Source organism: Okeania sp. KiyG1 (assembly GCF_014132355.1).
Lineage (GTDB): Bacteria > Cyanobacteriota > Cyanobacteriia > Cyanobacteriales > Microcoleaceae > Okeania.
Genome location: NZ_BLZO01000094.1, coordinates 161,996 through 188,167, shown reverse-complemented (window position 1 = coordinate 188,167; position 26,172 = coordinate 161,996). Strand labels below are relative to the sequence as shown.

Annotated in this window: 20 protein-coding genes; 4 read left to right on the top strand and 16 right to left on the bottom strand. The window is 37.1% G+C overall.

What is annotated here, in order from left to right:
- Complete coding sequence (locus tag SAGCYANO_RS23350) at nucleotides 1-3,840, top strand: tetratricopeptide repeat protein (RefSeq protein ID WP_202222262.1); 3,840 nt, start codon at nucleotides 1-3, stop codon at nucleotides 3,838-3,840.
- Nucleotides 3,841-4,027: 187 nt separating this feature from the next.
- Here SAGCYANO_RS23350 and SAGCYANO_RS23345 read toward each other — a convergent pair whose 3' ends face one another.
- The 6 genes from SAGCYANO_RS23345 to SAGCYANO_RS23325 all read right to left on the bottom strand — a co-directional run bounded on the left by SAGCYANO_RS23345 (nucleotide 4,028) and on the right by SAGCYANO_RS23325 (nucleotide 8,145).
- On the bottom strand, nucleotides 4,028-4,717 hold the full coding sequence (locus tag SAGCYANO_RS23345) for an ATP-dependent Zn protease (protein ID WP_202222261.1): 690 nt from the start codon (nucleotides 4,715-4,717) through the stop codon (nucleotides 4,028-4,030).
- A gap of 227 nt (nucleotides 4,718-4,944) precedes the next feature.
- Nucleotides 4,945-5,823, bottom strand: a complete 879-nt coding sequence (locus tag SAGCYANO_RS23340) for a D-alanyl-D-alanine carboxypeptidase family protein (protein ID WP_202222260.1) — start codon at nucleotides 5,821-5,823, stop codon at nucleotides 4,945-4,947.
- 86 nt (nucleotides 5,824-5,909) lie between these two features.
- Complete coding sequence (locus SAGCYANO_RS23335; RefSeq protein ID WP_237396557.1) at nucleotides 5,910-6,248, bottom strand: DNA-binding transcriptional regulator; 339 nt, start codon at nucleotides 6,246-6,248, stop codon at nucleotides 5,910-5,912.
- A 47-nt stretch (nucleotides 6,249-6,295) separates the two neighbouring features.
- Complete coding sequence (locus tag SAGCYANO_RS50600; protein ID WP_375339980.1) at nucleotides 6,296-6,577, bottom strand: zinc ribbon domain-containing protein; 282 nt, start codon at nucleotides 6,575-6,577, stop codon at nucleotides 6,296-6,298.
- Between the two features lie 95 nt (nucleotides 6,578-6,672).
- A complete protein-coding gene (locus SAGCYANO_RS23330) occupies nucleotides 6,673-7,587 on the bottom strand; it encodes an RNA-guided endonuclease InsQ/TnpB family protein (protein ID WP_375339979.1) in 915 nt (304 codons plus the stop codon).
- A 138-nt stretch (nucleotides 7,588-7,725) separates the two neighbouring features.
- Nucleotides 7,726-8,145, bottom strand: a complete 420-nt coding sequence (locus tag SAGCYANO_RS23325) for a SufE family protein (RefSeq protein WP_202222258.1) — start codon at nucleotides 8,143-8,145, stop codon at nucleotides 7,726-7,728.
- A gap of 400 nt (nucleotides 8,146-8,545) precedes the next feature.
- Between SAGCYANO_RS23325 and typA the strand changes: the two genes are divergently transcribed.
- A complete protein-coding gene (gene typA / locus SAGCYANO_RS23320) occupies nucleotides 8,546-10,336 on the top strand; it encodes a translational GTPase TypA (RefSeq protein WP_202222257.1) in 1,791 nt (596 codons plus the stop codon).
- A gap of 706 nt (nucleotides 10,337-11,042) precedes the next feature.
- Here typA and SAGCYANO_RS23315 read toward each other — a convergent pair.
- From SAGCYANO_RS23315 to SAGCYANO_RS23300, 4 genes are all read right to left on the bottom strand, one after another.
- Nucleotides 11,043-11,819, bottom strand: coding sequence for a PEP-CTERM sorting domain-containing protein (locus tag SAGCYANO_RS23315; protein WP_202222256.1), 777 nt, complete (start codon nucleotides 11,817-11,819; stop codon nucleotides 11,043-11,045).
- An 811-nt stretch (nucleotides 11,820-12,630) separates the two neighbouring features.
- Nucleotides 12,631-14,496 carry a hypothetical protein gene (locus SAGCYANO_RS23310; protein WP_202222255.1) on the bottom strand — a complete coding sequence of 622 codons (1,866 nt, stop codon included), beginning with the start codon at nucleotides 14,494-14,496 and terminating at the stop codon, nucleotides 12,631-12,633.
- A gap of 421 nt (nucleotides 14,497-14,917) precedes the next feature.
- Nucleotides 14,918-15,682: a polyprenol monophosphomannose synthase gene (locus SAGCYANO_RS23305; RefSeq protein ID WP_202222254.1), complete on the bottom strand. Its 765-nt coding sequence runs from the start codon at nucleotides 15,680-15,682 to the stop codon at nucleotides 14,918-14,920.
- A gap of 747 nt (nucleotides 15,683-16,429) precedes the next feature.
- Nucleotides 16,430-18,280: an LA_3751/LA_3752 family putative glycosyltransferase gene (locus SAGCYANO_RS23300; protein ID WP_202222253.1), complete on the bottom strand. Its 1,851-nt coding sequence runs from the start codon at nucleotides 18,278-18,280 to the stop codon at nucleotides 16,430-16,432.
- A 4-nt stretch (nucleotides 18,281-18,284) separates the two neighbouring features.
- On the opposite strand from SAGCYANO_RS23300, the gene SAGCYANO_RS23295 reads away from it, so the two are divergent.
- Nucleotides 18,285-18,425: a hypothetical protein gene (locus SAGCYANO_RS23295; RefSeq protein WP_202222252.1), complete on the top strand. Its 141-nt coding sequence runs from the start codon at nucleotides 18,285-18,287 to the stop codon at nucleotides 18,423-18,425.
- 756 nt (nucleotides 18,426-19,181) lie between these two features.
- On the opposite strand, the gene SAGCYANO_RS23290 is transcribed toward SAGCYANO_RS23295, so the two are convergent.
- The 3 genes from SAGCYANO_RS23290 to SAGCYANO_RS47950 form a co-directional block, all read right to left on the bottom strand.
- Nucleotides 19,182-20,300: a DegT/DnrJ/EryC1/StrS aminotransferase family protein gene (locus SAGCYANO_RS23290; RefSeq protein ID WP_202222251.1), complete on the bottom strand. Its 1,119-nt coding sequence runs from the start codon at nucleotides 20,298-20,300 to the stop codon at nucleotides 19,182-19,184.
- Between the two features lie 458 nt (nucleotides 20,301-20,758).
- Nucleotides 20,759-21,190 carry a hypothetical protein gene (locus SAGCYANO_RS23285; RefSeq protein WP_202222250.1) on the bottom strand — a complete coding sequence of 144 codons (432 nt, stop codon included), beginning with the start codon at nucleotides 21,188-21,190 and terminating at the stop codon, nucleotides 20,759-20,761.
- A gap of 819 nt (nucleotides 21,191-22,009) precedes the next feature.
- Nucleotides 22,010-22,132, bottom strand: coding sequence for a hypothetical protein (locus SAGCYANO_RS47950; protein ID WP_255502669.1), 123 nt, complete (start codon nucleotides 22,130-22,132; stop codon nucleotides 22,010-22,012).
- A gap of 62 nt (nucleotides 22,133-22,194) precedes the next feature.
- On the opposite strand from SAGCYANO_RS47950, the gene SAGCYANO_RS23280 reads away from it, so the two are divergent.
- Nucleotides 22,195-22,494: a DUF2103 domain-containing protein gene (locus tag SAGCYANO_RS23280; protein WP_202222249.1), complete on the top strand. Its 300-nt coding sequence runs from the start codon at nucleotides 22,195-22,197 to the stop codon at nucleotides 22,492-22,494.
- A gap of 258 nt (nucleotides 22,495-22,752) precedes the next feature.
- Here SAGCYANO_RS23280 and SAGCYANO_RS23275 read toward each other — a convergent pair whose 3' ends face one another.
- The 3 genes from SAGCYANO_RS23275 to SAGCYANO_RS23265 all read right to left on the bottom strand — a co-directional run bounded on the left by SAGCYANO_RS23275 (nucleotide 22,753) and on the right by SAGCYANO_RS23265 (nucleotide 26,122).
- Nucleotides 22,753-24,096 (bottom strand): cytochrome P450, encoded by a 1,344-nt coding sequence (locus tag SAGCYANO_RS23275; RefSeq protein ID WP_202222248.1) that lies wholly within the window; start codon nucleotides 24,094-24,096, stop codon nucleotides 22,753-22,755.
- Nucleotides 24,097-24,245: 149 nt separating this feature from the next.
- Nucleotides 24,246-25,085, bottom strand: a complete 840-nt coding sequence (locus SAGCYANO_RS23270) for a hypothetical protein (protein ID WP_202222247.1) — start codon at nucleotides 25,083-25,085, stop codon at nucleotides 24,246-24,248.
- On the bottom strand, nucleotides 25,082-26,122 hold the full coding sequence (locus SAGCYANO_RS23265) for a MotA/TolQ/ExbB proton channel family protein (RefSeq protein WP_202222246.1): 1,041 nt from the start codon (nucleotides 26,120-26,122) through the stop codon (nucleotides 25,082-25,084). The genes SAGCYANO_RS23270 and SAGCYANO_RS23265 overlap by 4 nt, the downstream gene beginning before the upstream one ends.
- Between the last annotated feature and the right edge of the window lie 50 nt (nucleotides 26,123-26,172).

Genomic DNA, 26,172 nt, shown 5'->3' with positions numbered 1-26,172 from the left:
ATGAAAAAGAGTTTGATAAAGTTATCGGTATTGTCTGTGGTTGCTGTTGTTGGGGTGACAGGTTTTTGGGTAGGGATGCCAGTCCCTATTGTGGAGCGGGCATTGTCTCAGGTTTCAGAGGAAGATGAGTTAGCGGAAGCAGTAAGGTTATTTCAGCAGGCAGAACAGCTGCGTCAAGGAGGAAAGTACGCTGAGGCCGTTCCTTTAGCTGAACAAGTGTTAGCGATTATCAAAAATGTACTCGGAGATAATCATCTTAATGTTGCACTTAGTTCTAGCTACTTGGCAGAACTTTACCGCAACCAGGGAAGGTATTCTGAAGCCCAACCCCTCTACCAAAAATCTCTAGCTATTCAGAAGCAAAAGTTAGGAAAAAACCATCCCACTGTAGCACAAACTCTTAACTATATAGCACTACTTTACTCTAACCAAGGAAGATATAGCGAAGCTGAACATCTTTTCCATAAGTCCTTAGACATCAGGAAACAAAAGTTAGGAAAAAACCATCCCACTGTAGCACAAAGTCTCAATAACCTCGCAACACTTTATCAGTTTCAAGGAAGATATTTGGAGGCTGAACTCCTTTTTCAGCAGTCCCTATCTATTTGGAAGCAAAAGTCAGGAGAAAATCACCTTGATGTAGCAACCAGTCTCAACAACCTAGCAACACTTTACCTAGACTTAGGAAGATATAGCGAAGCTGAACCTCTTTTCCATAAGTCCTTAAGTATCCGAAAGCAACAGTTAGGAGACAACCATCCTGATGTAGCAGCCAGTTTCAACAACCTAGCAGCACTTTACAGAAAACAAGGAAGATATGGCGAAGCCGAACTTCTTTTCCATAAGTCCTTAGGTATCCGAAAGCAGCAGTTAGGAGACAACCATCCTGATGTGGCAACCAGCCTCAATAGCTTGGCATTACTTTACCAGTTCCAAGGAAAATATGCTGAAGCCGAACCCCTCTTTCTACAATCCCTAGCTATTTGGAAGCAACGGCTAGGAGACAACCATTTTCTTGTTGCAAAAGGTCTCAATAACCTAGCATTGCTTTACCGCGGCCTAGGAAGGTACAGTGAAGCCGAACCTCTCTTCCAAGAATCCTTAGATATCCGAAAGCAAAAGTTAGGAGACAACCATCCTGATGTAGCAACCACTTTCAATGGTCTAGCCTTACTTTACTCTGACTTAGGAAGGTATAGTGAAGCTGAAGAACTCTTTCAAAAATCCCTAGATATCCGAAAGCAAAAGTTAGGAGAAAATCACCTTGATGTAGCAACCAGTCTCAACAACCTAGCAACACTTTACCTAGGCTTAGGAAAGTATATTGAAGCCGAAACTCTCTTCCAACAATCCCTAGATATTCAAAAGCAAAAGTTAGGAGAAAATCACCTTGATGTAGCAACCAGTCTCAACAACCTAGCAACACTTTACCTAGACTTAGGAAGATACAGCGAAGCTGAACCCCTCTTACAACAATCTTTAGATATCTTGGAGCAGCAGTTAGAAGACAAGAATCCTAATGTAGCAACCAGTCTCAACAACCTAGCAACACTTTACCTAGACTTAGGAAGATATAGCGAAGCTGAACCCCTCTTACAACAATCTTTAGATATCTTGAAGCAGCAGTTAGAAGACTACTCTCCTCTTGTCCTAAAAGTTCTTAATAACCTAACTGCACTTTACCAATCTCAAGGAAGATACAACGAAGCGGAAATGCTTTTCTCAGATATCATCAAACAGTTAGAAGACAACTCTCCTCTTATAGGAAGTATTCTGAATAACCTAGCATTATTTTACCTAAACCAAGGAAAATATACAGAAGCTGAAGTAAATTTCCAAAAATCCTTGGATATCCGAAAGAAGCAGCTCGGAGACAACCATCCTCTTGTCGCCAAAAGTCTCAATAATCTGGCATTACTTTACCAGTCCCAAGGAAAATACACCGAAGCTGAAGCCCTCTTCCAACAATCCTTAGGAATCATCAAGCAACATTTAGGAGAAAAACATCGTGATGTAGCAACCAGTCTCAATAATCTGGCATTACTTTACCAGTCCCAAGGAAAATACACCGAAGCTGAAGCCCTCTTCCAACAATCTCTAGGAATCATTGAGCAACAGTTAGGAAAAAAACATCCCTATGTAGCAAGGAATTTTAACAACCAGGCAGTGCTTTACCAGTCCCAAGGCGATACAACTCGCGCCATTGAGTTTTTTAATAAAGGACTTGCGGTTGAAGAATATAATCTCTCTGAAAACTTAGTAGCAGGGGACGAACGTCAGAAACAAGATTACATGAAGGAAATTTCTGGGACAACTAATTTTGCTATTTCTCTCAATCTTCAATATGAACCTAATAACTCAGAAGCGACTCGTCTAGCAATTAAAACTGTTTTCGAGCGTAAGGGGCGCATTCTTGATGTTTTAACTAACAGTCTACAAATTCTCCGCCTGCGAATTGATGACCCTGAAAGCCAAGACTTATTAACTAAACTTTTTGCTATGCGCACCCAACGAGCTAACCTCATCTTCAAGAAACCACAAGATATTCCTGACTCTAAAATCTACGGTCAACAACTTGATACCTTAACAAAAAAAGTAAAAGAACTCGAAAACCAACTGAATCGTCGTAGTGCTGAATTCCGCAATTTATCTCAACCCATTACCCTCGAAAAGATTCAACAACAAATTCCTGCCAACACTGCTTTAGTAGAATTAGTCCGCTATAGACCATTTAATCCTAAAGAACCCCGAAATGAAGTCTTTGGCAAACCTCGCTATGCTGCTTATATTCTCTATCAAACAGGCGAACCCCAAACTATTGACTTAGGAGAAGCACAACCCATCGACAAAACAGTAGAAAAATTACGCCAATACCTCCGGAACCCCAAAGTTCCTCTCAAACAACTCAAACGCTCTGCCAGAGAAATCGACAAAATGGTAATGCAACCTGTACGCCAACTATTGGGAGATACCAAAACCATTCTCTTATCTCCCGATGGTGTCCTCAACTTGGTTCCCTTTGAAGCATTAGTGGATGAAAACAACCAATATTTGGTCGAAAATTATCAAATTACCTATCTCACCTCTGGTCGAGACTTACTGCGACAAAACCCCAATAATAACCGACAAACTCCCTTAGTCATCGCTAACCCAAAATATGAACAACAGGGAGAAATAGTTACCCTTGATAATTATTACCGTTCCATAGATTTCTCTGATCGCGTATTTTTACCCCTAGAAGGCACACAACAAGAAGCAGAAAACATCAGTCAACAGTTCTCAGAAGCTCTTATTTTAACCAAAACCAAAGCCACAGAAAACGCCCTCAAACAAGTCAAAAATCCCGAATTCCTGCATATTGCCACTCATGGCTTCTTTTTATCCAAACCTAAATCAGAAAACTCAGCCAATTCTGATAACCCCCTATTTCGTTCTGGGTTAGTGTTTACTGGAGTAGAAAAACGACAGAGTGGAGGAGATGATGGAGTTTTTACCGCTTACGAAGCCACCCTCTTAAATCTCGTTGGCACTCAATTAGTGGTATTATCCGCTTGCGATACAGGAATAGGAGATATTAGCGCCGGGGAAGGAATTTATGGATTACGTCGTGCTTTCGTTATTGCAGGCAGTGAAAGCCAAATGATTAGTCTGTGGAAAGTAGAAGATAATGCCACAAAAGACTTGATGGTAGCTTATTATCAGGGATTAAAAGCAGGAAAAGGACGCCGGGATGCTTTGCTGGATATTCAGCGAGATTGGTTGAAACAAGGAGATTATCAACATCCTTATTATTGGGCGAGTTTTATCTTTTCCGGGGATGAGACACCAATGGAATTTTGAACTATAAATATTATGTTGGGTTGCCCTAGGGCGCTATACCCAACCTACTGGACTGACACTACTGGACTGACACATCTAATTTTATGCATTAGATTATTGGGGCGGGGGCGGGTTTACCCAGTCATGGGTGACACCATTAACTTAACGCGGAACCCGCCCCTACATTCTGACTTCTGACTTCGTTAAATCATCCCCGATCGCCCGAAATATTTTCCTCAATTGCTTGATAACATTCAGAGACAGAAGCTCTTTGTGTCATCGCAGTCACCAATGCTTGATAAGCAGATTGATGATTTTCTATCAAACTACGCGCTTGTAAAGATGCCCAACTTTGTTTGAGTTTAGATTCTGTAGAGCGCTTTAATTGTGTTAAAATTACCGTAATTTTTGCCCGGTCTTCTGCTCCACCCTCAGTATTACCATAAACTAAATCTTCTGCTGCAATACCCGCCATCCAGACAGTACAATATTGGTCAATGGTTTGTTCAGAAATCATACCTCTCTGTAACTGAGCAGCCAACTTTTGGTCATCAAACCTAACTCCACCCTGAGCAGACTGACCTTGCCGAAATGCCTCCCATGCACTGAGAGCATACCCACTAACAGGAATATCTAATAAATAAGCTACCAAAAAATGTCCAGCTTCGTGACGAATAATCCGTTCTCGTCTTTCTGAGGATGTACCTTCCACTAAGTCTACAATAATCATACTTCCCTGACCTTGCCATCCCAATGTATCTACAGTAACTAATACCATCACAGAAAAAGTAACTATCGCAGGTATTACTGGGGATATATTAAAAATTGGCCCTAGTAAAGCAGACATTGTCAGTACAAAAATACTAATCGCAATAATATTCAGGGAAGTTTGTCTCATATCAAATCCGGTTAAACAGTTATAGAATAGTTAAGTCAGGAGGAGTAAACCCACCCCTAGCCCCTCCCCTCCCAACCCACCCTAACCCCTCCCAGGAGGGGGAGTCAGGAGTCAGAAGTCAGTAAGTGGGGTGGGTATCCTACCTGGGGTGAAAATATCAGGAACGGGCAAGATGCCAATTCCACAAAACTATTGAAATCATCCCGCATTTATGCAACGCCTAGATTCTAATTGTTAGTTTGTTGCTCTTCTTTAAGTGATCTAGCTTGTTCAAAAATTTCTGAACTATGACCATCGCCTACAAAGCGCCAATGCCAGGGTTCATAACTAATACCTTGAGGATTATTTCTCGGAAACGATAACTCAAAACCATAGTTACCCGCATTTTCTTGCAACCATTGGAAAGCCTTTGTATTTTCAAAACTAACTTCGAGATAACTTTCTGGCGATCTAGCATCTCCAATATCAATAGCATAGCCTGTATGATGTTCACTATACCCCGGAGGCGCGCTAACTTCGGCTCGTTTATATGTCACCTGTCCTCGCTTTGCCTTGATCTCAAAAAACAAATACTCTTGATCTGCCAAAGTTCTAAACCCGGAAAGAGGAACCAAATTAATATTTGCGGCCCAAGCTGCTTCTGTCATGGCATTAAATTTTTCTGCTGCATTTGAGCGGAGTCTGATATTTTGATTGCCAAAAACTGGTGTTAATTCCTGCCAAGTGGCTTCTTTATATGGCAAATGTCCAAGAATATTTTCTTGCTGTTGGATAGAAGGAGTTGGAGATGGTGAGGGGGTTACTTCTACTTCTGTGGGAGTTGGAGAGGGTTCAACTAATTTTATGCCTAAATTTTGTTTGATTTGGCTAACAAAGGCTTTGTCTGGAGTTTGATGAAGTTGGAAGTGCAGGCCAATAGTAATTATCAGAGCGATCGCCCCTATACCTAAGAATTTCCAAATCTGCCATTTTTTCTGAGACTTAATAGGTTGCTGTTTTGGACTTTCGTATTCATCTCTTACAGCTTCTGGAATGTCATCCACTGGCAATTTCGGGTCATCTGGAGATTTTTTCTTAAATAGACCGAGCTTATTCAAAATTTTCACTCCTGCAGTTTCATTGAAATCATACTTTACTCAAGGCAAAATTAAAATTTATGCCGATCGCTTGCTGATTTTTCAATCACCATTTTTTAATGGCCAGTTGCTGATTCTGTAGTTTTTACTTCACTTACTCCATTATTATTGTCATTATTTTCGATTGTTTTTCTCGGTCTACCTGGTTTGCGCTTGTGGCGTTGACTAATGGACTTGTCACTAGCTACTGCTAATTCTTCTGGAGTACATTTTAATATATCCAGAATTTCTAGGTACTTTTGGGGAGTCATTGTTGGTTCTGTACGCCCCGTTTCCCAGTTACGAACACTTGTTTCGCTGATGCCTAGCCTATCTGCTACTTCTGCACGGGTAAGCCTCGCACGTTCTCTCAGGGCTTCCATGTCCATATCTTTTATGTTTCCTCCAACAATCATCTACAGTATCAGTATAACTTTTTTTGAAAACCAGTTTAGAGAATTAATCAAACTACCTTATTGTGACATACTCCCACACTATAGCGCCAGCTTAGTGTAAGCTCTCTCGTTTCGTAGCCCTGCCATTGCATCGGGCAAGCGCGTGCTTTAAGGACGAAATGCCCTGCCGCCCTATTTTTTATATTTATCGCTGCATTCAAGTCGCGGTCTATTACAACACCGCAATGTGGACAAGAATGAGTTCGTATGTTTAATTCTTTGGGAACTTTTTCTCCACAGCTTGAGCAATCTTGGCTGGTATTTTTGGGGTTCACTCCTATAGTTTTCACCTCCAGCATTTCCGGCTTTGACAGTCAAAATAGTTAAAAATTGGCCCCATCCAGCATCGTTAATTGATTTACTCAAACGGGTCAATGCTTGCCCTTTAATGTTTAAGTTTGCCTCCGGCACGCCGCGCTCCGCGTCTACATGGGCAATAACTTCGGATGAGTGATAACAATTCATTGGCTGTTTTGAAGTGAAAATCTTTACGTTTATCAGCCACTTTTTTATGTTGTTTCGCTACAGCTTTGACAGCCTTGAGCCACCTTTTACTTCCTTTTTTCTTTCGAGATAAACTTTTTTGTAGAGTCTTTAATCGCTGCTGAGATTTTCGATAGTATTGAGGAATGGGGACAGATTCTCCTTCACTTGTTACCAAGAATTCCTTCAGTCCCATATCAATTCCCAGAGTATTTTTTAATGTAGGTTCCACTTCAGTTGTTAAAGCTGGAACTGATTTGTCTTCTAGGGATAAAGTCACATAATAACCATCAGCTTTACGACTAATAGTCACAGTTTTAATTGTCAACCCTTCTGGTATTGGACGATGCTGAATCAATTTTACCTTGCCAATTTTGGGTAAGTCGATATTGTGTCCTGACCTGCAGTCTTGCTTGATTTGAGGATAAGTAAAACTGCGATAACGTCCTTTTCCTTTGAACCTTGGTTTTCCTAATTTATGTCCATTTTTGTCGGCCTTCAACCATCTATCAAAGGCAAGTTTTACCCGTTTAATGCAGTCTTGTAAAACCTGAGAATGAATTAGCTTGTACTCAGGAAACTTGTCTTTAGTATTGACCAAATCTCGTTTTTGAGAGTAATAATCTGGATTATCCCTGAGTCTTGGAATTGGCATCACTAAGGGGCAAGCGTTAACTGGACAGCGATTTTCTTCCCACCATGAGAATCTTTCACTCAAACGATAGTTGTACTGCCGACGCAACAATTCTAACCACAATTCTATGGTGGCGATTTGTTCTTTGTTGGGCCTTAATTTATATTGGTAGGCAGTGCCCATGGTGGAAAATTTCCGGGGTTATTGCAAGGTAATCATACAAGTTTTTCAACTAGGGGGAAAGCTTCTGCTGGGATGGGCAGCAAATTTAATGGGCATCGAACTGATTCAATTTGCCGCCGATTCAGCTAAAAAAATCTACTAATTTGAGTTTGCATAAGCATTAGCTTGACTTTTCATCAGTTGAAAAATATTGTAAAAACCATTAGCACGGGAAGGAGTTAAGCTTGCTTTTAAACCTGTTTCTTGAATAAAATCTGGAGTTATTTGCTCAATTTCTTCAGGAGTTAATCCATTAATTCCTTCAATTAATAAAGCTACTAATCCCTTCACTAACTGAGCATCAGAATCTCCTTGATACCAGACTTTACCATCATTTAAGTTAGCAGTAATATATACCTGAGATTGGCAACCATAAACCTTGTTTTCTGGTATCTTTTCAGCTTCTGGAAAATCAGGTAATTTTTTGGCATACCAAAGCAGTTGTTCGTAGCGCAACTTATTAGAAGATGCCCGTTGGAATTTTTTAACAATACGTTCTAATGATGGTGGTAAAGCCATAGAGGGAATTTAGAATTTAGAATTTAGAATTTAGAATTTAGAATTTAGAATTTAGAATTGGGAACAAGCAAAAAATATTTATGCTAGGGCGTGTCATCATTTAAATCCCAGGCCCCTGTCACGGAGAGGTTTTGAGCGGTTGTGACTGCCGAGGCACTCACGGCATGAAATTCAGTCATAGCATGGCATCTAGAGCTAATTGATGACACGCCCTAGTAATTATACCATATTTACTAATTCTTACTAGGGAATAGGAAATAGGGAACAAGCAAAAAATATTGACCCCGGCAATTATACGACATTCACTAATGCTTACTTTTGACTTTTGACTTTTGACTTGAAACTATCAGGTACAATAGTTAAATAAACTTAACACTAATAGTTGTAATACAAACTTCTTATGTCTCTTCCTATTCGCAACGTAGCCATCATCGCCCACGTTGACCATGGCAAAACAACCCTCGTTGACTCACTCCTCAAACAATCCGGTATCTTCCGCGAAGGGGAAGAGGTTCCTGATTGTGTAATGGACTCTAACGACTTGGAAAGGGAACGTGGGATTACAATTCTTTCCAAAAATACTGCCGTAAGATACAAGGATACTCTAATTAATATTGTTGATACCCCCGGTCACGCTGACTTTGGAGGAGAAGTAGAACGAGTCCTGGGTATGGTGGACGGTTGTTTGCTAATTGTTGATGCTAATGAAGGCCCAATGCCTCAAACTCGCTTTGTCCTTAAAAAAGCTCTGGAAAAAGGATTACGTCCCATAGTTATCGTCAACAAAATTGACCGTCCCCGAGCTGACCCCCACGCTGCTGTGGATAAAGTTCTAGACCTATTTATAGAACTGGGAGCTGATGATGACCAATGTGATTTTCCCTATCTGTTTGCCTCTGGTTTGGCAGGTTATGCCAAAAAAGAACTGGAAGTAGAGTCAACAGATATGCAGTGTCTCTTCGATGCTATTTTAGATCATGTCCCACCACCAGTGGGAGACCCTGAAAAACCTCTACAGTTACAGGTGACAACTCTCGACTATTCAGAATATTTGGGCAGAATAGTTGTAGGTCGGATTCACAATGGTGTGATTAGGTCTGGGCAACAAGCAGCTATTGTCAAGGAAGATGGGACTGTTGTCAAATCAAAAATCTCTAAACTAATGGGGTTTGAAGGTCTGGCACGCATTGATATTGAAGAAGCTGCTGCTGGTAATCTTGTGGCAGTTGCTGGATTTAGTGATGCTAATATTGGTGAAACTATTACTTGTCCTAACGAACCTCAAGCACTACCTTTAATTAAAGTAGATGAACCTACTCTCCAAATGACTTTCTCTGTAAATGACTCTCCATTTGCTGGTAAGGAAGGAAAATTTGTAACTTCTCGACAAGTACGCGATCGCTTGATGCGTGAGTTAGAAACTAATGTTGCATTGCGAGTAGAGGAAACTGACTCTCCAGAGAAATTTTCTGTTTCTGGTCGTGGGGAACTACACTTAGGTATTTTGATTGAAACTATGCGTCGAGAAGGTTATGAGTTTCAAGTTTCCCAACCTCAAGTTATTTACCGGGAAGTCAATGGTCAACCATGCGAACCATTTGAACTTTTAGTAATGGATGTTCCGGAAGATGCTGTTGGTGGTTGCATTGAAAGAATAGGTCAGCGCAAAGGTGAAATGCAGAATATGCAGGTGGGTACAAATGGTCGTACTCAGTTAGATTTTTCTGTTCCTGCTCGTGGTTTGATTGGTTTCCGGGGTGAGTTTATGCGTTTGACTCGCGGGGAAGGTATTATGAATCATAGTTTCTTAGATTATCGTCCGTTTATTGGTGAAATTGAGGCGCGACGCAATGGAGTGATTATTGTATTTGAGGAAGGTGTGGCGACTTTTTATGCGTTGAAAAATGCTGAAGACCGTGGAGTGTTTTTTATTACTCCTGGTACTAAGGTTTATAAGGGTATGATTGTAGGAGAGCATAACCGTCCTCAAGATTTGGATTTGAATGTATGTAAAACTAAGCAGTTGACTAACCATCGTTCTGCAACTGGGGATGAATTGGTGCAGTTGCAAACGCCTGTGGATATGAGTTTGGAGCGAGCGTTGGAATATATCGGACCGGATGAGTTGGTGGAAATTACGCCGGAGTCAGTTCGGTTGCGGAAGGTTAGTAAGAAGTTGGTGAAGCGTTAACGAAGTCAGAAGTCAGAAGTTATTTTTGTAACGGGAATCTGATCTTCGCTCCAAAAATATTTCGCCTTAAAAGGTGGGGTTGCGCGACCCATATTATTTTGATAATAATGGGAGTAGGGGAGTGGGGAAATTGAGACACCTAGAAACAACAATGTATTGCACAGTTTTAGGTGTGTCACTCCACTACAATAATACTTACAGGACTTACGCATGAGTTAGGAAAAAGTAGGATTTGAGATTGTTTTCCTGTTGATCGCAATGACGAAAATGGCTTATACTGCGTAAGTCTTAACTTAATCAGGACTGATACAGGGACACTAAATTCAGTGAGGGCGTCATTCGGAGCTTGGCGGAACGCCTATGCCATTTGTTTCGCATAACTATCGTTAACGCCCCTACATATGAATCTTCTGGGGAATTAAACACACTGGCAAAAGTATTACCATCGTCACTAGAAAAACTAGCTAATTTCAAATGGTATACAGGAACAAGGAATGTCTGGTACGGGAGCAAGATGCTCCCACTGTTCTCGTAAAAAAAATAATGACAATGCACGATCATGATTAAAAAACCCCTCTAGTCAATTGACTGAGGGGTTTATCTGGTTTTTGAGATGAAATGTTTTTTAATTGAATTTATTGAATTAGCTATTGAAGTTGAGATTCAAAAGAAACTAGACATTAATAGTGGTGTTGTTAGCTGGTTTCTACTTTTTGATTTTGCGTTTCAATGCTGAACCCAAACCTAAAGTAGTCAAGGCTAATAAACCAATTGTGGAACTGGGTTCAGGTATATTTCTCTGGGTTCCATGAGGTTGATCCCATACAAGACCATTAAAAATGAATGGATCTGCACCCATAGTGCTACCAACTATAGATTCGTTTGAGCTTAAACCTATAAACCACTCACCTACTGTAACTCCTTCACCAGATTGATTAGGTTCGTTAGTGATAACTTCAGGCATCCAGTCCAAACCACCACCATCAACAAAGTAATTTGTGTTATCTCCCAAAGCTTTAGTAGGTCCAACATCAATAATATAGTTACTTGCCATATTAGTCATAGTTGGCAAATAATAGGTGAACTCCCCAGGGCCACCTGGTTCGATACCAGCAACAATTATATTGAAGTGAGCGTTTGGTTTATCAGGGTTAGTAGCATTGAAAAAACCACTTAACTTAAGTACCTCAATGTCATCTGGTACATCATCGAAGAGAACATGAACAGAAGTATCCCCAATAATTGCATCATGTACTACAGGTTGCTCGGAATTGATAAATTGCATACCATCGGGATTATCAAATGAATACCCAGTAGCACCTGTTAAATTGAATTGACCCTGCAAAATATCCATTCCATCAAGCTCTAACTCCTCTGGAGGTTGAATATTAAGTTGAAAACTCCAAGCAGGAAGACTAATTCCAGCAACAGCTATTGATAATATTGAAGCGCTTGTTAGTGTTTTTAAGCCAGAATTTTTCATCTTTGATTTAGTTCCTTGAATAAATGTAATTTCAGAATTTTGTGAAGCCTCAATAAACTTTATATATACATAAAACTTAGGCAGTACAACGTATTTTCGTCTGAACCGACCGACAGGGTTTGCGGAGCAGTCCGGAACGGAAAGCAATCTAAAATCCTAGTTTTTCCTACCTCATAGGTAAGTCTTGTATAAATTTGTTTGGCTTACTAATTATAATCACACAAAAATCTCAGCTCGATCGCTCACCTTTCTGTTCACCTATCCGTTCATTTACTGAGTAAAAGTGTTCACTTACCTGTTCAAAATGTTCATTACCTGTTCAAAATCAAAAAATAGGCCAAAAATATTAGGGGATAACACGGAAAACCAAAGTAGATATGAGTTAGTCCCAGTCCAGGTCCAAGTCTCAATCCAAATTCTAGTCAAGAGTAAACAACTTGTCCAAATATAATCAGGACTTACGCAAAGACACTATGTATAGAGTCCAGTAACTATTGGACAATAGTTAAAAGTACTATATATAGCGTATCTGCGTAAGTCCTAATAATGCTTCCTTGTTTGCCCAGCATTCCGCAAGAAAGTAAGCAGGGAGTTTGACTTTTTGCTCAAGTAAAGTTGCGATCGCTCCTTGGTATAACTTCAGCTGGAGTTACTGATAACTGATAAGTGAAATGACTTTAAATAATCTAAATACTGCCATTTCCAAATAATTAGAAATTTACCGACAATATTCATTACATAATTGCCACACTCGGAAATCTTGACTGCGAGGATAATTCAAATCTATTTGAAAATCTGCTACTGGTATTAACTATTCGCTCTTATCTGAACAAGACTTTTCATAATGAACTGTTTTTTCAACTGTTTGTATTTCATTAGGAGGTACAGTTCTTTCATCCATATAGTAAATAATCAAACCATCTAATTGTTTTTTACCTTGATGAGTAGAATTCCATTGACGACAAAGATAAGCTGCATAATGAGGATATAATGTTTTTCCTACTGCACGGTTAAGAGTAATCAAATAAACTCGCCATTGAATTGTTTGATAAAGTTCTTGACGCTGTTTAATATTTGGTTTATCCCAAGTAATTGGTTGTTCTTCTGCTAAAACATTAACTGTACTTCCATCTTTTAATTTACCTTCAATGACGTGCCAACCATCATCTCTAGGCGGCGCGGGAGCAAAAATACTCCATGTTTGATCTAAACGAGTCATGTAACCAATAGGATGAATATATTGAAAAGTTCGTCTATTTAGTAGTTTATGAGTAGCTGTAATCCAATCATTTTTCTGTTCTTTACGCCAAGCATAGGTTTGTTTGACAAAACTTCTCAAATTCCACATAGTAGTAAGTAGAAGTAAAGTAACAGTAATAAAGTTGAAAATTAAGGAAGGGCAAACTTCAATTGGTCGAAATTTTAAAGGTGCAGTAAACTTGCCTGCAAATTGACGATTAGAAGCAATTGTTTCATAAATTTTAGTACCTAAAGATTTTATAGGTTGCCATTTTAAGATAGGTACAAGAAAACGAAATAAAGGAGATAGACTCACTACATAAATTATCCCTTCCCATTTGAAGTAACGATTTTGTTGCCAATCTTCTACTACCCAAGAATTTTCGGCTAACATATCTTCATAAATAGATGGATAATCTTGTGCCATTAATACAGGTGTTTTCGGCAAAATTAAGAAGGTACGCAATAAATAAACTACTTTTTTACAAAAACCACAATCAGCATCGTAATAAATGGTTAATCCTTGACGTTGTTGATTTTCTATTTTTTGTTCTGCTTTATCCCAAATTACACTAGGTGTTAATGCTAACCAATTACAGATACTTAGATAACTTAAAATGCCGATGTGAAAACATAGTTCAAAACCAATATGTAATAAGGTAAAAGAAACTATTGCTATACAACGTAATAAAGCATTCCGAAAAGGGATAAATATGATTAACGGACCAACCCACTCAAAAATAAGTGCAGAAATAGTCAGTAATTTTAAAATTTCTTGAGGAAAACTCAATAAAAATTGACCAAATGCTGTGGAATATTGGTCAAAACTTAATGAGTAATAAACTGCGTCTCCATCAGGCCACCAAATATCACTTTTGGTTTTAAAAGCTGCCGACCAAATATAGATATAACAAAGTTGAATTAAAAAAGCTAAAGTTGCTCCACTACATACTTTTTTAGGTAAAGAATTGCTGGAAGAATTAAGGGCACTATCTATTGAATAACAAGCACCTAATGGTAAAAACATTGACCAGAAAAGCATAGCTCGCAACACATGATCTGCCGCAAAAATTAATACTGGATTACGATTATTTAGAGAGATTATTAATGCCCAAGTAGCAATAGTTGCTAGTCTGGTACGATAACCTAATAACATAGCTAAAGCAAAGAATATAGCTACGGCAAATATTAATCCTTGTATGAAGGGATGACCACTAATTAAATTAATTGACCAATACCAAGGATTGAGCATATCAATTAGAACAGAGCGTGGTAAAATTCCACTATCAGTATAATGAGCATTTAAAGCTTGAGCACGAATAATTATATCCGTAAGAGTCATTAACGCTAAACCAATCCGAAATATGGCAAGGGAGCGTAAATCTAAACCGATAATTTCATCTAATTTTAAAAGAGAAAAAAATTTGGGCTTGGTCATTTCAGTTATCAGTTAATAGTTAATAGTTATTGTATAGTTGGGAGTAGGGGAGTAGAGGAGTAGGGAGTAGGGGAGTAGGGGAGTGGGGAGATTAAATATTGAAGTAATTATAGAATTATCAACATATACTATATAACTGGATTCTATATGAAAGGGCAGGGCTAATTCTTTGTCGTTAGAGAATATTAATATGAAATACATTTAATTGTGCAAATAGACATCTCCAGAAAAGAGGGAACAGGGAACAGGGAACAGGGAACAGGGAACCCACCCCTAACCCCTCCCAGGAGGGGAATAATTGATAATTTCTGGATAAGTATTGATTGTCTTTTTGATTTTTGGAGATGTCTAATATAAAAATCCCTCCATCTCCCCATCCCCCATCTCCCCATCCCCCATCCCCCCATCCCCCATCCCCCCATCAATTTTTTTGCCGCCAAAGTCGCCAAACTGTTGTTACATAATCACGTCCTTTATCTAAATAATCTAATAAATTAACCCCTGTTTTACTTTCTCCTGTAGTGCGAGGTACACAAACATAAGGTACTTCTACTAAATGATAACCTAAACGAAAAGCACGACATAATAAATCAATACAATATTCTCCATAATCACCTTTTAAAGGAATTTTCTTTAATACTTCACTTCGTGCTGCAATAAAACCACTGGTATAATCATGTATTTGATTACCCAGAAATAACATTGCATAATTATTAATAATCCAACTTAAGATACGAGCCATCATACCATGAGCAACATCTTTTCCACCTTTTATCCAACGAGAACCTACTGCCACATCTGCATCCCCTTCTCTTATTACTTTGACTAATTTAGGTACATCTTCTGGTGGCATAGATAAATCACAATCCATCCAAGTAATAATTTTAGCATCATAAGTAGCGATCGCCTCATTTATTCCTCTTTGAATTGCTGAAGTTAAACCTTTTTCGTCAATACGTTTAATTAATTCTACACCAGATTTAAAACTGTCGTCTTGAGGAGAAAGAGAGTAATTATGGGCAATTTCTTCTACTATTTTCCAAGTACCATCTGGAGAATTATCATCTACAACTAAAATTAGATAAGGATGAGGCACGCTGGCGATTAAACTTTCAATTAAAGGACGAATATTATCTTTTTCATTGAAAGTAGGTAAAACAGTACAAACTAATTGATTAGACATCATTTTTTCTTGATTTTTTCTAGATTTAACTACTTAATTGCTTTAAGTTGTTGCGCATTTAAATTGCGAATATAGATATAGACTTTAAAAAGAGTTATCGGGTCAATTATCATTAATTAGGCATAATAAAATTTTTCACCTCTGTGTCTTCTATAATCTCCTAAATTTCTCTCTTTTCCCTGTTTTATTTACCGATAGATTGTGGTCTAAAGCCTCCCCTTTTAACCCACATTCCGCACGACAAAATGTAGGATAAAAATCTAAGTCAAAAGCGAGTGCGTAATTCTGAGGTTTCCTCAGAATGTAAGACGCACTCAAGACAGTCAAAAGTCAAAAGTCAAAAGTAAGAAGAAATGATAGTGGTTAATAAGAGTCAACAATTCAATAAATATTTATGCTTAATATTTAACTGAGAATTTGACTCTTGCTCGAGGTAAATGAAGATAATTTATATAGTATAAATACTTAAACATCCTCAGAATTTTATACTAATTTTCATGTTACAAATTAAAGTGCGGAATGTAGGTTTTAAGATAACAAAAAGAGAATATTTCTTATGTTAAGCCTCCTTATTGTAGAAGTACTGATAACTGATAACTGAAATGACACCTCATCTTTACTATTCCCAAAATAAATGTATATAGGGTTTCTCAGTAGGATGCATCTCATATTTGCAAAAAGACTTTTTTCCTATATATTCCCTATTCCCTGTTGCCTGTTGCCTGTTGCCTGTTGCCTGTTGCCTGTTGCCTAAAACCTAGAATTTTGTACCTCACCATTATGATAATTGCTATATTCACTTATTTCAACAATTTCTCCTTGATAAATAGGATATTTACCATAAGTACCTAAATCATTTAATTTAACCTGAAATAATTGATTATTTTGACTAAATTGAAGTTTTTCAGTGGCTTCTGTTAATGGATTACAGACACGATGGGGATAACAAATGTAAATGAATTTATCTAAGCTTTTTTGTAACAATACTTGAGCTAATTTTAATAATTCCTTGCTTTCTTCAGCACGAAATAATAAAGTGTTTTGGGGCAAAGAGAATTCTAATGCTTGGGCTGCGTGTTGATGAGAAACAGCAACTATAGGGTCAGTATTTTTAGCTAAAAATTGAATTGTCGGCTCAATATCTTTACTGTTTTTATTTATGTATTTTGTTCCTAAATATAGATTTTTATAGATACCGAAAGCTACAAAAGTCACAACAGTAAATAAAGCAACATAATAGAATATAGTTGATGATAAATTTTGAAAATACTGTAATTGTTCAATAATCATCAAAGAAATAAGAGGGAGAAGGATTAATAAATATCTTGGTCCCCATTGTTTTCCTCCAACTGTAAATTCATCAGGTGCTATATCAACTAAAAGAGATACTCCTACCACAAAAAATAAACATATCAAATAAATAATTGTTATCTGATTATTCACTTCTACACTTGTTTGACCCATGAAATAAAACCATAAAATTGTTGCTATCAAAGGAATAAACCATCGTTTTATTTGATTTTTTAGTTCTCTTACACCTCCTTTGATGAATTGAAATCCTGTGATTATTATGCCTATTGACACAAGGACAGCAATCATTAGATTAACATTCAATAAATCCGGAGAATTTTCTATGCCAAATAACAGAAGGTAAAATATCGGAAAAATGGTTAGAGGGAAATATTCTATTAAAGACTTAGTTAAAAATTGAATAATTATTTTAAATTCTTCGATTCTTCTTGATAGGGAAAATTCTTCCAGCACTAACAGAGAATGAAGACCTAAAAAATATCCATAAATAATTTTGTTAGTTACTAAAAAAGCACCGACAACCAAAAACATACTGATTAAGTAGAAAACTGGTATTTGCAAATTCAGATATAGATCGTGCCAGTTAAAATTGTTGGGATTTGCCATAAATTCTAGTAAATTATTTTGATAAAATGCTTGTAAAATAACTACTATTGTTAAAGTAGCAACCATAGCGAAAAACTCAGACCTAACCCAAACTGATAATCCAACTAAACATCCAGTGATGATGACATTAAATATAGACATTTGAGGGATAAAGAAAAAACTCATTCCCGCAAAACAAAGTGCAATAGCTAATGTATGTTCCCAATACATCGCACTATATAAAGTTAGATTTGAAGCAAAAATTAGGCCAATTAATCCTAGATTTGTATTGATAACGTTAAAGTTCAAAGATTGACAAATTAAATTAAAAGTTATCCAAACAGTCCAGGTAGAAACTAAAGGAATCAGATATAAACCTCTATAACCAAAAAGTTTATACAAAGGTGCAGTAATTAAAGAAAAAGTAAACGGGAAAGAAATATAGTACCGATTATTTAAACAAAAAACGAACGGTTTTTCATAGGGATAAAGCCCTTGGTTCCAAAGTTCTTTTACCCATTTTTCCTCAGATGTAATTAAATCAAAACGCAATTTACCACTACTTAATTGTTTTGCTAATAAAGCTTTAAGTCCAGAATCACCATTAAAAAATGCACCATAAGCGACTTGAGAAAATAAATATAAGGAATAAATAATTCCTGCTAATATTATTAGCCAAGATAATTGTTCTTTGATAATTATCATAAATTTGTCATCCATTTATAAAGGAAGGAAGAAGGAAGAAGGAAGAAGGAAGAAGGAAGAAGGAAGAAGGGAGAAGGGAGAAGGGAGAAGGGAGAAGGGAGAAGGGAGAAGGGAGAAGGTAGAAAAAAAAGGAAGTAAAGAATAAGGAATAAGGGAGAAGGTAGAAAAAAAAGGGAGGGGAAATTATATAAAGAGGTAGCTTCTACCATTGGAGAGAGTTAATTTTAAGTAAGCATTTCCTGCGGAATGCTGCGCAAACAGCTATTAGTGGTCAGATCGCTTCCTACAGAGGAACTGGGTTATCAGCAATTAGAATCAACATAAATAGCTAAAGTTAGCTAATGATAAATCTTTTTCCTAGTGCAGGATGGTGGAAATAACTGGTTACAAAATCCTAAAACAATTACAAATCAAAAATGATTGACTTTTAACTTTTGACTTTTAATTTCCGCGTAGCGACACCAGGCTTTTCATTATCGCTAAATCTTAATTTTAATTCCTCATCTAAATACAATAAATGATGAAAGTTCATGGCTGATAGCTAGCGACTGAATGGTTAAATTTGAAGCATAAATATCCACCTTTCCATTTTGTAGAATTCTTGATTTTAAATTGGTATAAAACCTACCACCTGAAAACCTAACACCAATTCTCAAAAACTTTGCTATACTCGAAATTTCTATTTCTAAATACTATTTATTGACATGATGTAAGCCTTTAATCATCTTTGCTATTTTGAGCCTTATTTTGACACTTTCCAAATGTAGCATTACTTTTGATAAATGGTATAATATCCTGTCCGGATTTCTCCTCTTTTTCCCTCCTGACTCCTCACTCCTCCTTTATTATTTATAACTATTCAACCGGACGTAATATAACACCTAAATACCTATTAATATAATTAAGCAAAAATTGTTTTTAATGATTTTGCAACTGTTTGTATTTGTTGGTTACTTAAAGCTAAACCACTAGGAAGATAAAATCCACGTCTTGCTATATTTTCAGCTACGGGGCAAGATTCTTGCTTAAATAATCCCATTTTTTGGAATACTGGTTGTTCGTGCATACACCAGAAAAAAGGACGAGTACCTATTTTTTGTTCTCGCAACTTTTGCATTGCTTCTTTAGCATCAAAAGGAACAGAATCTTTTAGAACAACCCCATAAACCCAGTAAATATTATCAGCATATTCTGTTTTTGTTAGAGGTAATTCTAATTCAGAAATATCTGCTAAAAGTTCAGTATAAAGTTTACCCATATTTCGTTTACGCTGGATAAATTCATCTAACCTTTCTAATTGCGCTAAACCTAATGCTGCTTGTAGGTTAGTCATGCGTAAATTCCAACCTAATTCTTCATGGATAAAACGTTGTTGCGGTTGAAAACAAAGATTCCTCAAAGAGCGACATTTTTCAGCTAGTGTTTCATCATCAGTAACAATCATTCCTCCTTCACCAGTGGTAACGTGTTTATTAGGATAAAAACTAAAGGTACTCAATTCCCCAAAACTACCACAAGGTTTACCAAAATAAGTTTGTCCGTGCATTTCTGCTGCATCTTCAATGATTTTTAAACCATATTTTGCGGCTATTTCTAATACTGGATTCATATCTACTGGTAATCCATAAATATGAACCACCATAATAGCTTTAGTTTGCGGAGTAATTTTGCTTTCCAATTGCTTAATATCAATATTCCAAGTAGTAGAATCACAATCTACTACAACAGGAATTGCACCTGCTCTAACAATTGCCGCAGCACAAGAAATAATAGTAAAAGTAGGTAGAATAACCTCATCTCCTTCACCAATACCTAAAGCAGTAATTGCGGCATCAATTGCCATTGAACCATTACAAACAGCAATACCATATTTTCTACCTACACGATTAGCAAAAGCTTGTTCAAATTGTTTAACAAAACTGCCTTCAGAAGAAATCCAACCAGTATCAATACATTCATTCAAATATTGTTTTTCCTTGCCATTTAGCAAAGGTTCATTCACAGGAATAAACTCTGTCATTTTTCTTTGCCTTACAATTTAAATTTATGTGAAATCCGCCTTAATATAACTATCTTCAAAATATTCAAAACATTTGTATAAAGCGGATTTAATAATTTAAGCAATCAGTCTATAATTACCGAAAAATTAAGGTATAAAGCCTCTCCATTCATGGATAAAAAGCGGTCGTTAGCGCAGCTTCCCGAAGGGTGGGATGGATTGGTTTCCTAACCATATCCAATCGACCAAGAGAAGAAAAAAAATCCTTTTAACCCAATCCTCTTCTTTTCAAGGAGAGTTCATTAATGGATAATTGATAATTACCTATCCCTTTTAGGGATAGGATTGAAAAATCAGGAAAAAATTTATTTTTTTCCCCTTGAAAGGGGAGACTTTTAACCCGAATTGTTTAATTATTAATTATTCGGTAATTCTAAATTCTAAATTCTAAACTCTAAATTCTTGAACTGATTTTGGTATTACACTAGAACTTCTTCTCGACTATGCTCGATTCGTTCAAAGCGGGTTTTATCAAGATTTCCGACATAAGGACCTTGTTTTACTTCAATCATTTCTACTTCTTCTAACATCTTGAAACCGTGTCCACCTTTAATTAATAACAAAACATCTCCTTTATTCAAAATGTAGCTTTCAAGATATTCTTGTTGGTCATTGTAAAAATCTACTAGCAATTTTCCTTCCTTTATTAGTAAAACTTCTTGAGTATAAAAAACTTCTCGCCTTACCATATTATGACGATGAGGTTGAATTTCTTTGCCTTTAGGGTGTCTCATATAAGCTAGCTGTTGAGAATAGCTATCTGGGGTGAAAAAATGAATTCCAGGCTCTCTAAAATCAGCAGGAATAATCATCGCCAATACTTCATTGTGATACATGATTTGTTGAATCATAAGTAAATATCCTTATAATGTAATTTTATGATTTTGTGAAGCCTCAATAAACTTGATATATACATAGGACTTACACAGTACAACGTATTTTCCTCCGAAGCGACCGACAGGGTTTGCCGAGCACTCCGTTCCGGACAGCAATCTAAAATCCTAGTTTTTCCTACCTAATGCGTAAGTCTTGTATAAATTAGTTTGGCTTACTAATTATAATTACACAAAAATTCCAGCCCGATCGTTCACCTTTCTGCTCACTTTTCTGTTCACTTACCTGTTCAAAATGTTCACTTACCTGTTCAAAATGTCATTTACCTATTCAAAATCAAAAAATAGGCTAAAGACATTGCGGGATAGCACAAAAAACCAAAGTAAATATGAGTTAGTTCCAGTCCAGGTGCAAGTGTAAATCTAAATTCTAGTCAAGAGTAAACAACTTGTCTGAATATAATGCTTCCTTCTTTGCCCAGCATTCCGTAATATCATGTCCGGATAAGAGCGTGATAGAACTCCGTTCCGCGCTCCGCGACCAAAAAAACTTTCTCCTTCAACTCCAGTTCTTCCTCTTCCTTCTTCTTTCTTCCCTCCTGACTCCTGACTCCTGACTCCTCCCTGATTATTTCAGGACTTACGCAAATTGACTTTTAAGCCACCATTTGTAGGGGCGAATGGTATTCGCCCTCCCTATATGTAGAGTCTCTGCGTAAGTCCTGTATTTATAACTGTTCAACCGGACATGATATAAGAAAGTAAACAGGGAGTTTGACTTTTTGCTCAAGTCAAGTTGCGATCGCTCCTTTCTCTCTCTTCATCTTCATGCGGAGCTCAAATTCCCGTTACAAAAATAACTTCTGTACGGGTAGTTCGAGTAATTAGGAGCATTCCGTAGGAAACCACCCCTACTGACTTCTGACTTCTGACTTCTGACTTCGTTAAGCATCGGGCCATTTTTTTTTGCCTCTAATCTATCCCTTTAAGTAGACTGAAGATGTACAGATGGAGAAAGTGCCATGAAAAAATCATCAAAATCTAAAGGTCGTCTAGTTTGGAATCATTCTACCCATATTGAAGGGTTGATTCCTATTTTAGAGAAACTAACCCAACGTCAGGGTATTGAAACTGTTACTCCAGGAGTTATCAGCAGGTCCAGAAGTCATATTCCCCACATGAAATTAAAAGTTTCAGTGCCTATTCGAGGTGGTTTTAAACTTATTGCTAGACAAGGAAAGACAGTTCAAGAAGTGTTTATGTTAACTAGCTTAACTCAAGAAGATTTAGAAGAGGCGATCGCCTATGTCTTAGCTAAATAGGGTTTGCTTTTCAGGAGTGGGGGAGGGTGGGAAGTGTGGGAAGTGTGGGGAGGGTGGGAAGTGTGGGAAGTGTGGGGAGTGTGGGGAGTGTTCACCGATGCGGGGTCGCACCAATGTTACCTGTTCCCTACTACATAAAGATTAAATCCTATAGCGCAAGGCAACAGGTAATAGGGAAATACAAAAGGGTTTTCCTACGGAATGCTGCGCAAACAGCTTATATTCATGTCAAACACCTGAATGCGTAGCGCTATAGTTTCAATCTTTTTCTCGTCTATCTAAATGCCAGAATTTTATTTTTAAACCATCACGAGGGTTAGGTGTTGGTACTGCAACTAGACTTAAATCTTGTTCTGGTAGCAGCTCCCATTCATAACCCCGTAACAATTTGGTGGCAAAAATCTTCATTTCTAGACGAGCAAATTCTTTACCCAAACATTCTCGCATCCCACCGCCAAAGGGAATATAACCAAATATTTTTTGTTTATCTACAGCATTTTCTGGGGCAAAACGGTCGGGGTCAAAATTTTGATGTTCTGGGTAAATAGTTTCATCTTGTTGAGTCTTGCCAATTTGATACTGAACTAACCAACCTTTTGGAATAGAATATCCACAACATTCACAGTCTTGAATTACTTGTCGGAACCCACCCCCCACAGGTGGAATTAATCTCAATACTTCTTTGAGAACTTGTTCTAGATAAGTCATCTGTTTGAGATTTTCTGTAGTTAAGGGTTCGGTGGGAGAAAATTGTTTTTGTTCTTCACGAGCGCGGGTAAGTACATTGGGGTTTTGGGTTATTAATAGACAGAAAGAGGCGATCGCTGAGGTTAATGTCTCGTGACCAGCAAACAGCAATAATAATATTTGGTCTTTCAATTCATTCAAAGGTAAAGCATTTCCATCTTCATCCCGCGCTTGCAGGAGTATTCCCAATGCATCCTCACCCAAATTTTGTTGTTGCTGTCGTTGCAAAACAATTTCTTCAATGTATTGGAGTAATTTTTGCCTACCACGAAGTGCTTTACCAAATCTTGTCCAAGGTAATGATAGGGGAATTGAAAATAAGCCTTTGACCCACTCTTCAAATAAACTAGCTAATTTTGTTTGAGAACCCCCATCACTACCTATAAATAAACGACTAGCAATATCAAAGGTATAGTCACGAATTTCGGGATACCAAGTTAACGTACCCATTTTTGCCCATTTCTCTAGATAGTTAGCAGTCGTGCTTTCCATTGTGGGAGTGTAATTTGCCAAAGCTCTTGGTTGAAATGCTTGGGCCAATAGTCTACGCCGTTGTTGATGAAGACTACCTTGTTGTACGGACAAAGAGTTAGGACCTAATAAAATCCTGGTACTTTTTGGCCAAGTGGCAGTAAAGTATTTATTTTCATTGGAAAACAGAAATTTATTCGCTTCTGCTCCGGCTAAAAATACGGCGTTGCCAAAAATATGACTTTTATAGATTCGTCCGTATTTTTTTTCTCTTTTTTCGGCGAATGTATTATCTGTTAAGAAACTGATAGTTTCACCAACAAAAGGTAGACCAAAGTTTCCTGGTGGTAGCGGTAATGATGATTTGGTATTTGTGGTAGTCATTTCAGTTATCAGTCATATAAATTTTATTGTCACTTGTACTTGGTTTAACATATTTTTCCAGAATTGAATCAGTCAACTATAGCGTTTCTCAAGTTACTGAGATAAGGTATGTGGATGAGGAGTTGATATTTTTAGAATCCTGACTTAAATTACTTAACTTTACCCAAAGTTTCAGTTCCAAAGTCGCCGTCAACTTTTGCGTAGCCATCTGAAAACTTGACTTCTATTCCAGCGTCAGGGTTGCAGGAACTGCTTCTTTCGCCTGGAGAATATTTTCTAGGCTTTCCAGTAAAAGTATTTCCAGTTAAAGTTCCTTTATATTCAAAAGTTAATGTTCCGTAATTTTCAAGAGTTTTGGAATACACAAGTATATTAGCTTCTTGAAAATAAAAAATGCTCTGCTTTCCTTCAATTATAATATAGGGACCGTTACAGTATTGCGTGTACATAATGCCTCTGTAATTTCCAACATAATAACCGGTATATCTGCTTTTACGCTGAATGCGCCTTAGTCTTCTTTCAAACCTTTCTGCTTTTTCCTCTGCTTCGTTTTTATCGGTTATTAAATTACTATTCGTTTTATTCAGTGCTATTTTTTGCTGTTCCAGAGCAGCTTTTTCCTTAGCTAATTGTGATTTATTTTCTGATAACAAGCTAACTTTTTCTTTTAAGTTAGTGTTTTGACTTTCCAACTTTTCTACTGAGTTAGCTAGTTCTGTATTTTTTTTCTCGATGTCAGCTTTTTCTTGAGAAAGACGAGCGCTACTTTCTGTTAACTTAGCTATTTTACTTTCTAAGCGATCGCCTTTAGATTCTAACTCTGAAATAGTATTTCTTAATTCGACAAGTTTGTGATAAGGGGTATTTGAATTGAAAATTATAGAATAGACAACGAAAACGATTAAAACTAAGCCGAGAGTTGAGAATGAAAGGTCTGATAATAACTCGGATGTCAAAACTTCATTTTTATTTCGTTTGCGCTTTTTCATAAATAAGCTCGGTATAAAACGACAAACCCTACAACAAATACTAAGATTAAAACCACCATCAAAAACATAAAAAATACTGTTAAGCGATTAAGACCGATAACAGTTTTGTTTAAGTCAGTTAACAATTTATTGTGATGGCTAATATTCACAGCCTGACTCAAATTTTTAATATGCTTTGTAATCCTAAATTCTAAACTTTCAGTAACAGAATTCATGTCCTTTGAAGCTTTCATCATGCTGTAAGTATATTCCTTTAAAAGAGAATCAATTTGTTGAGAGCTATCGACGAACATTTTTAAATCGCGGTTGGCAGTAGATAGGTTTTTCAACTCTCGCTGCCATGCCTGCTTTTGCAATTCAGGCAAATATTCAACCTCAGTTAAAAACCTAATATTATCCAGCAAATCTTCAATTAAGTTAGTAGTAGAATGGCTGAGTATTTTCAGAAATAATCCACCTAAAAAAGCACCAACTAAAGTAGTGATAAATGCACTAGACATCCCAGACAATGCCTTGCCAAGTCCAGATAAAGAAGCTGCCATGTTGGAAGGGTCAGCAATATCCCTAGACTGCATATTAACTCTAATTCCATCAATTGCTTCGGAGAGACCGCCCATTGATAAAGTCAAACCAAGCACAGTACCTATCATTCCTAGAGTAATCAATAAACCTGCAAAAAGCTGTACCCAATTTTCTCTTCGACTCAATTTATTTTCCATTATTTCTAACAAAAACTCTTGGTCAACTTGCAAACTATTTTTAGCTGCCTGTTCTAGATTTTTAATATGCTGCTTGAACAAACTAGAGTCAGACCCACTGTGTTTTACATTTGCAAATTCCCACTTAATTTTCATTGTATTGGTAATATTTATTAGCAATGCAACTAAAAATAGAGCGATAATTATAAATGTAATTCCGGTCTGGTCTGTATAATTATTGGTGTTGTTTGAGTAATACCCAATCGCTGTAATTGAGATGATTGAAAAAATTGCTAACCAGAACAGCCATAATAAAAAATCTCTACCAGAATAGCGCATATTTAATAGAAAATTATTATCAAAAAAGTTATTTTCAGTCAGAATTGCTG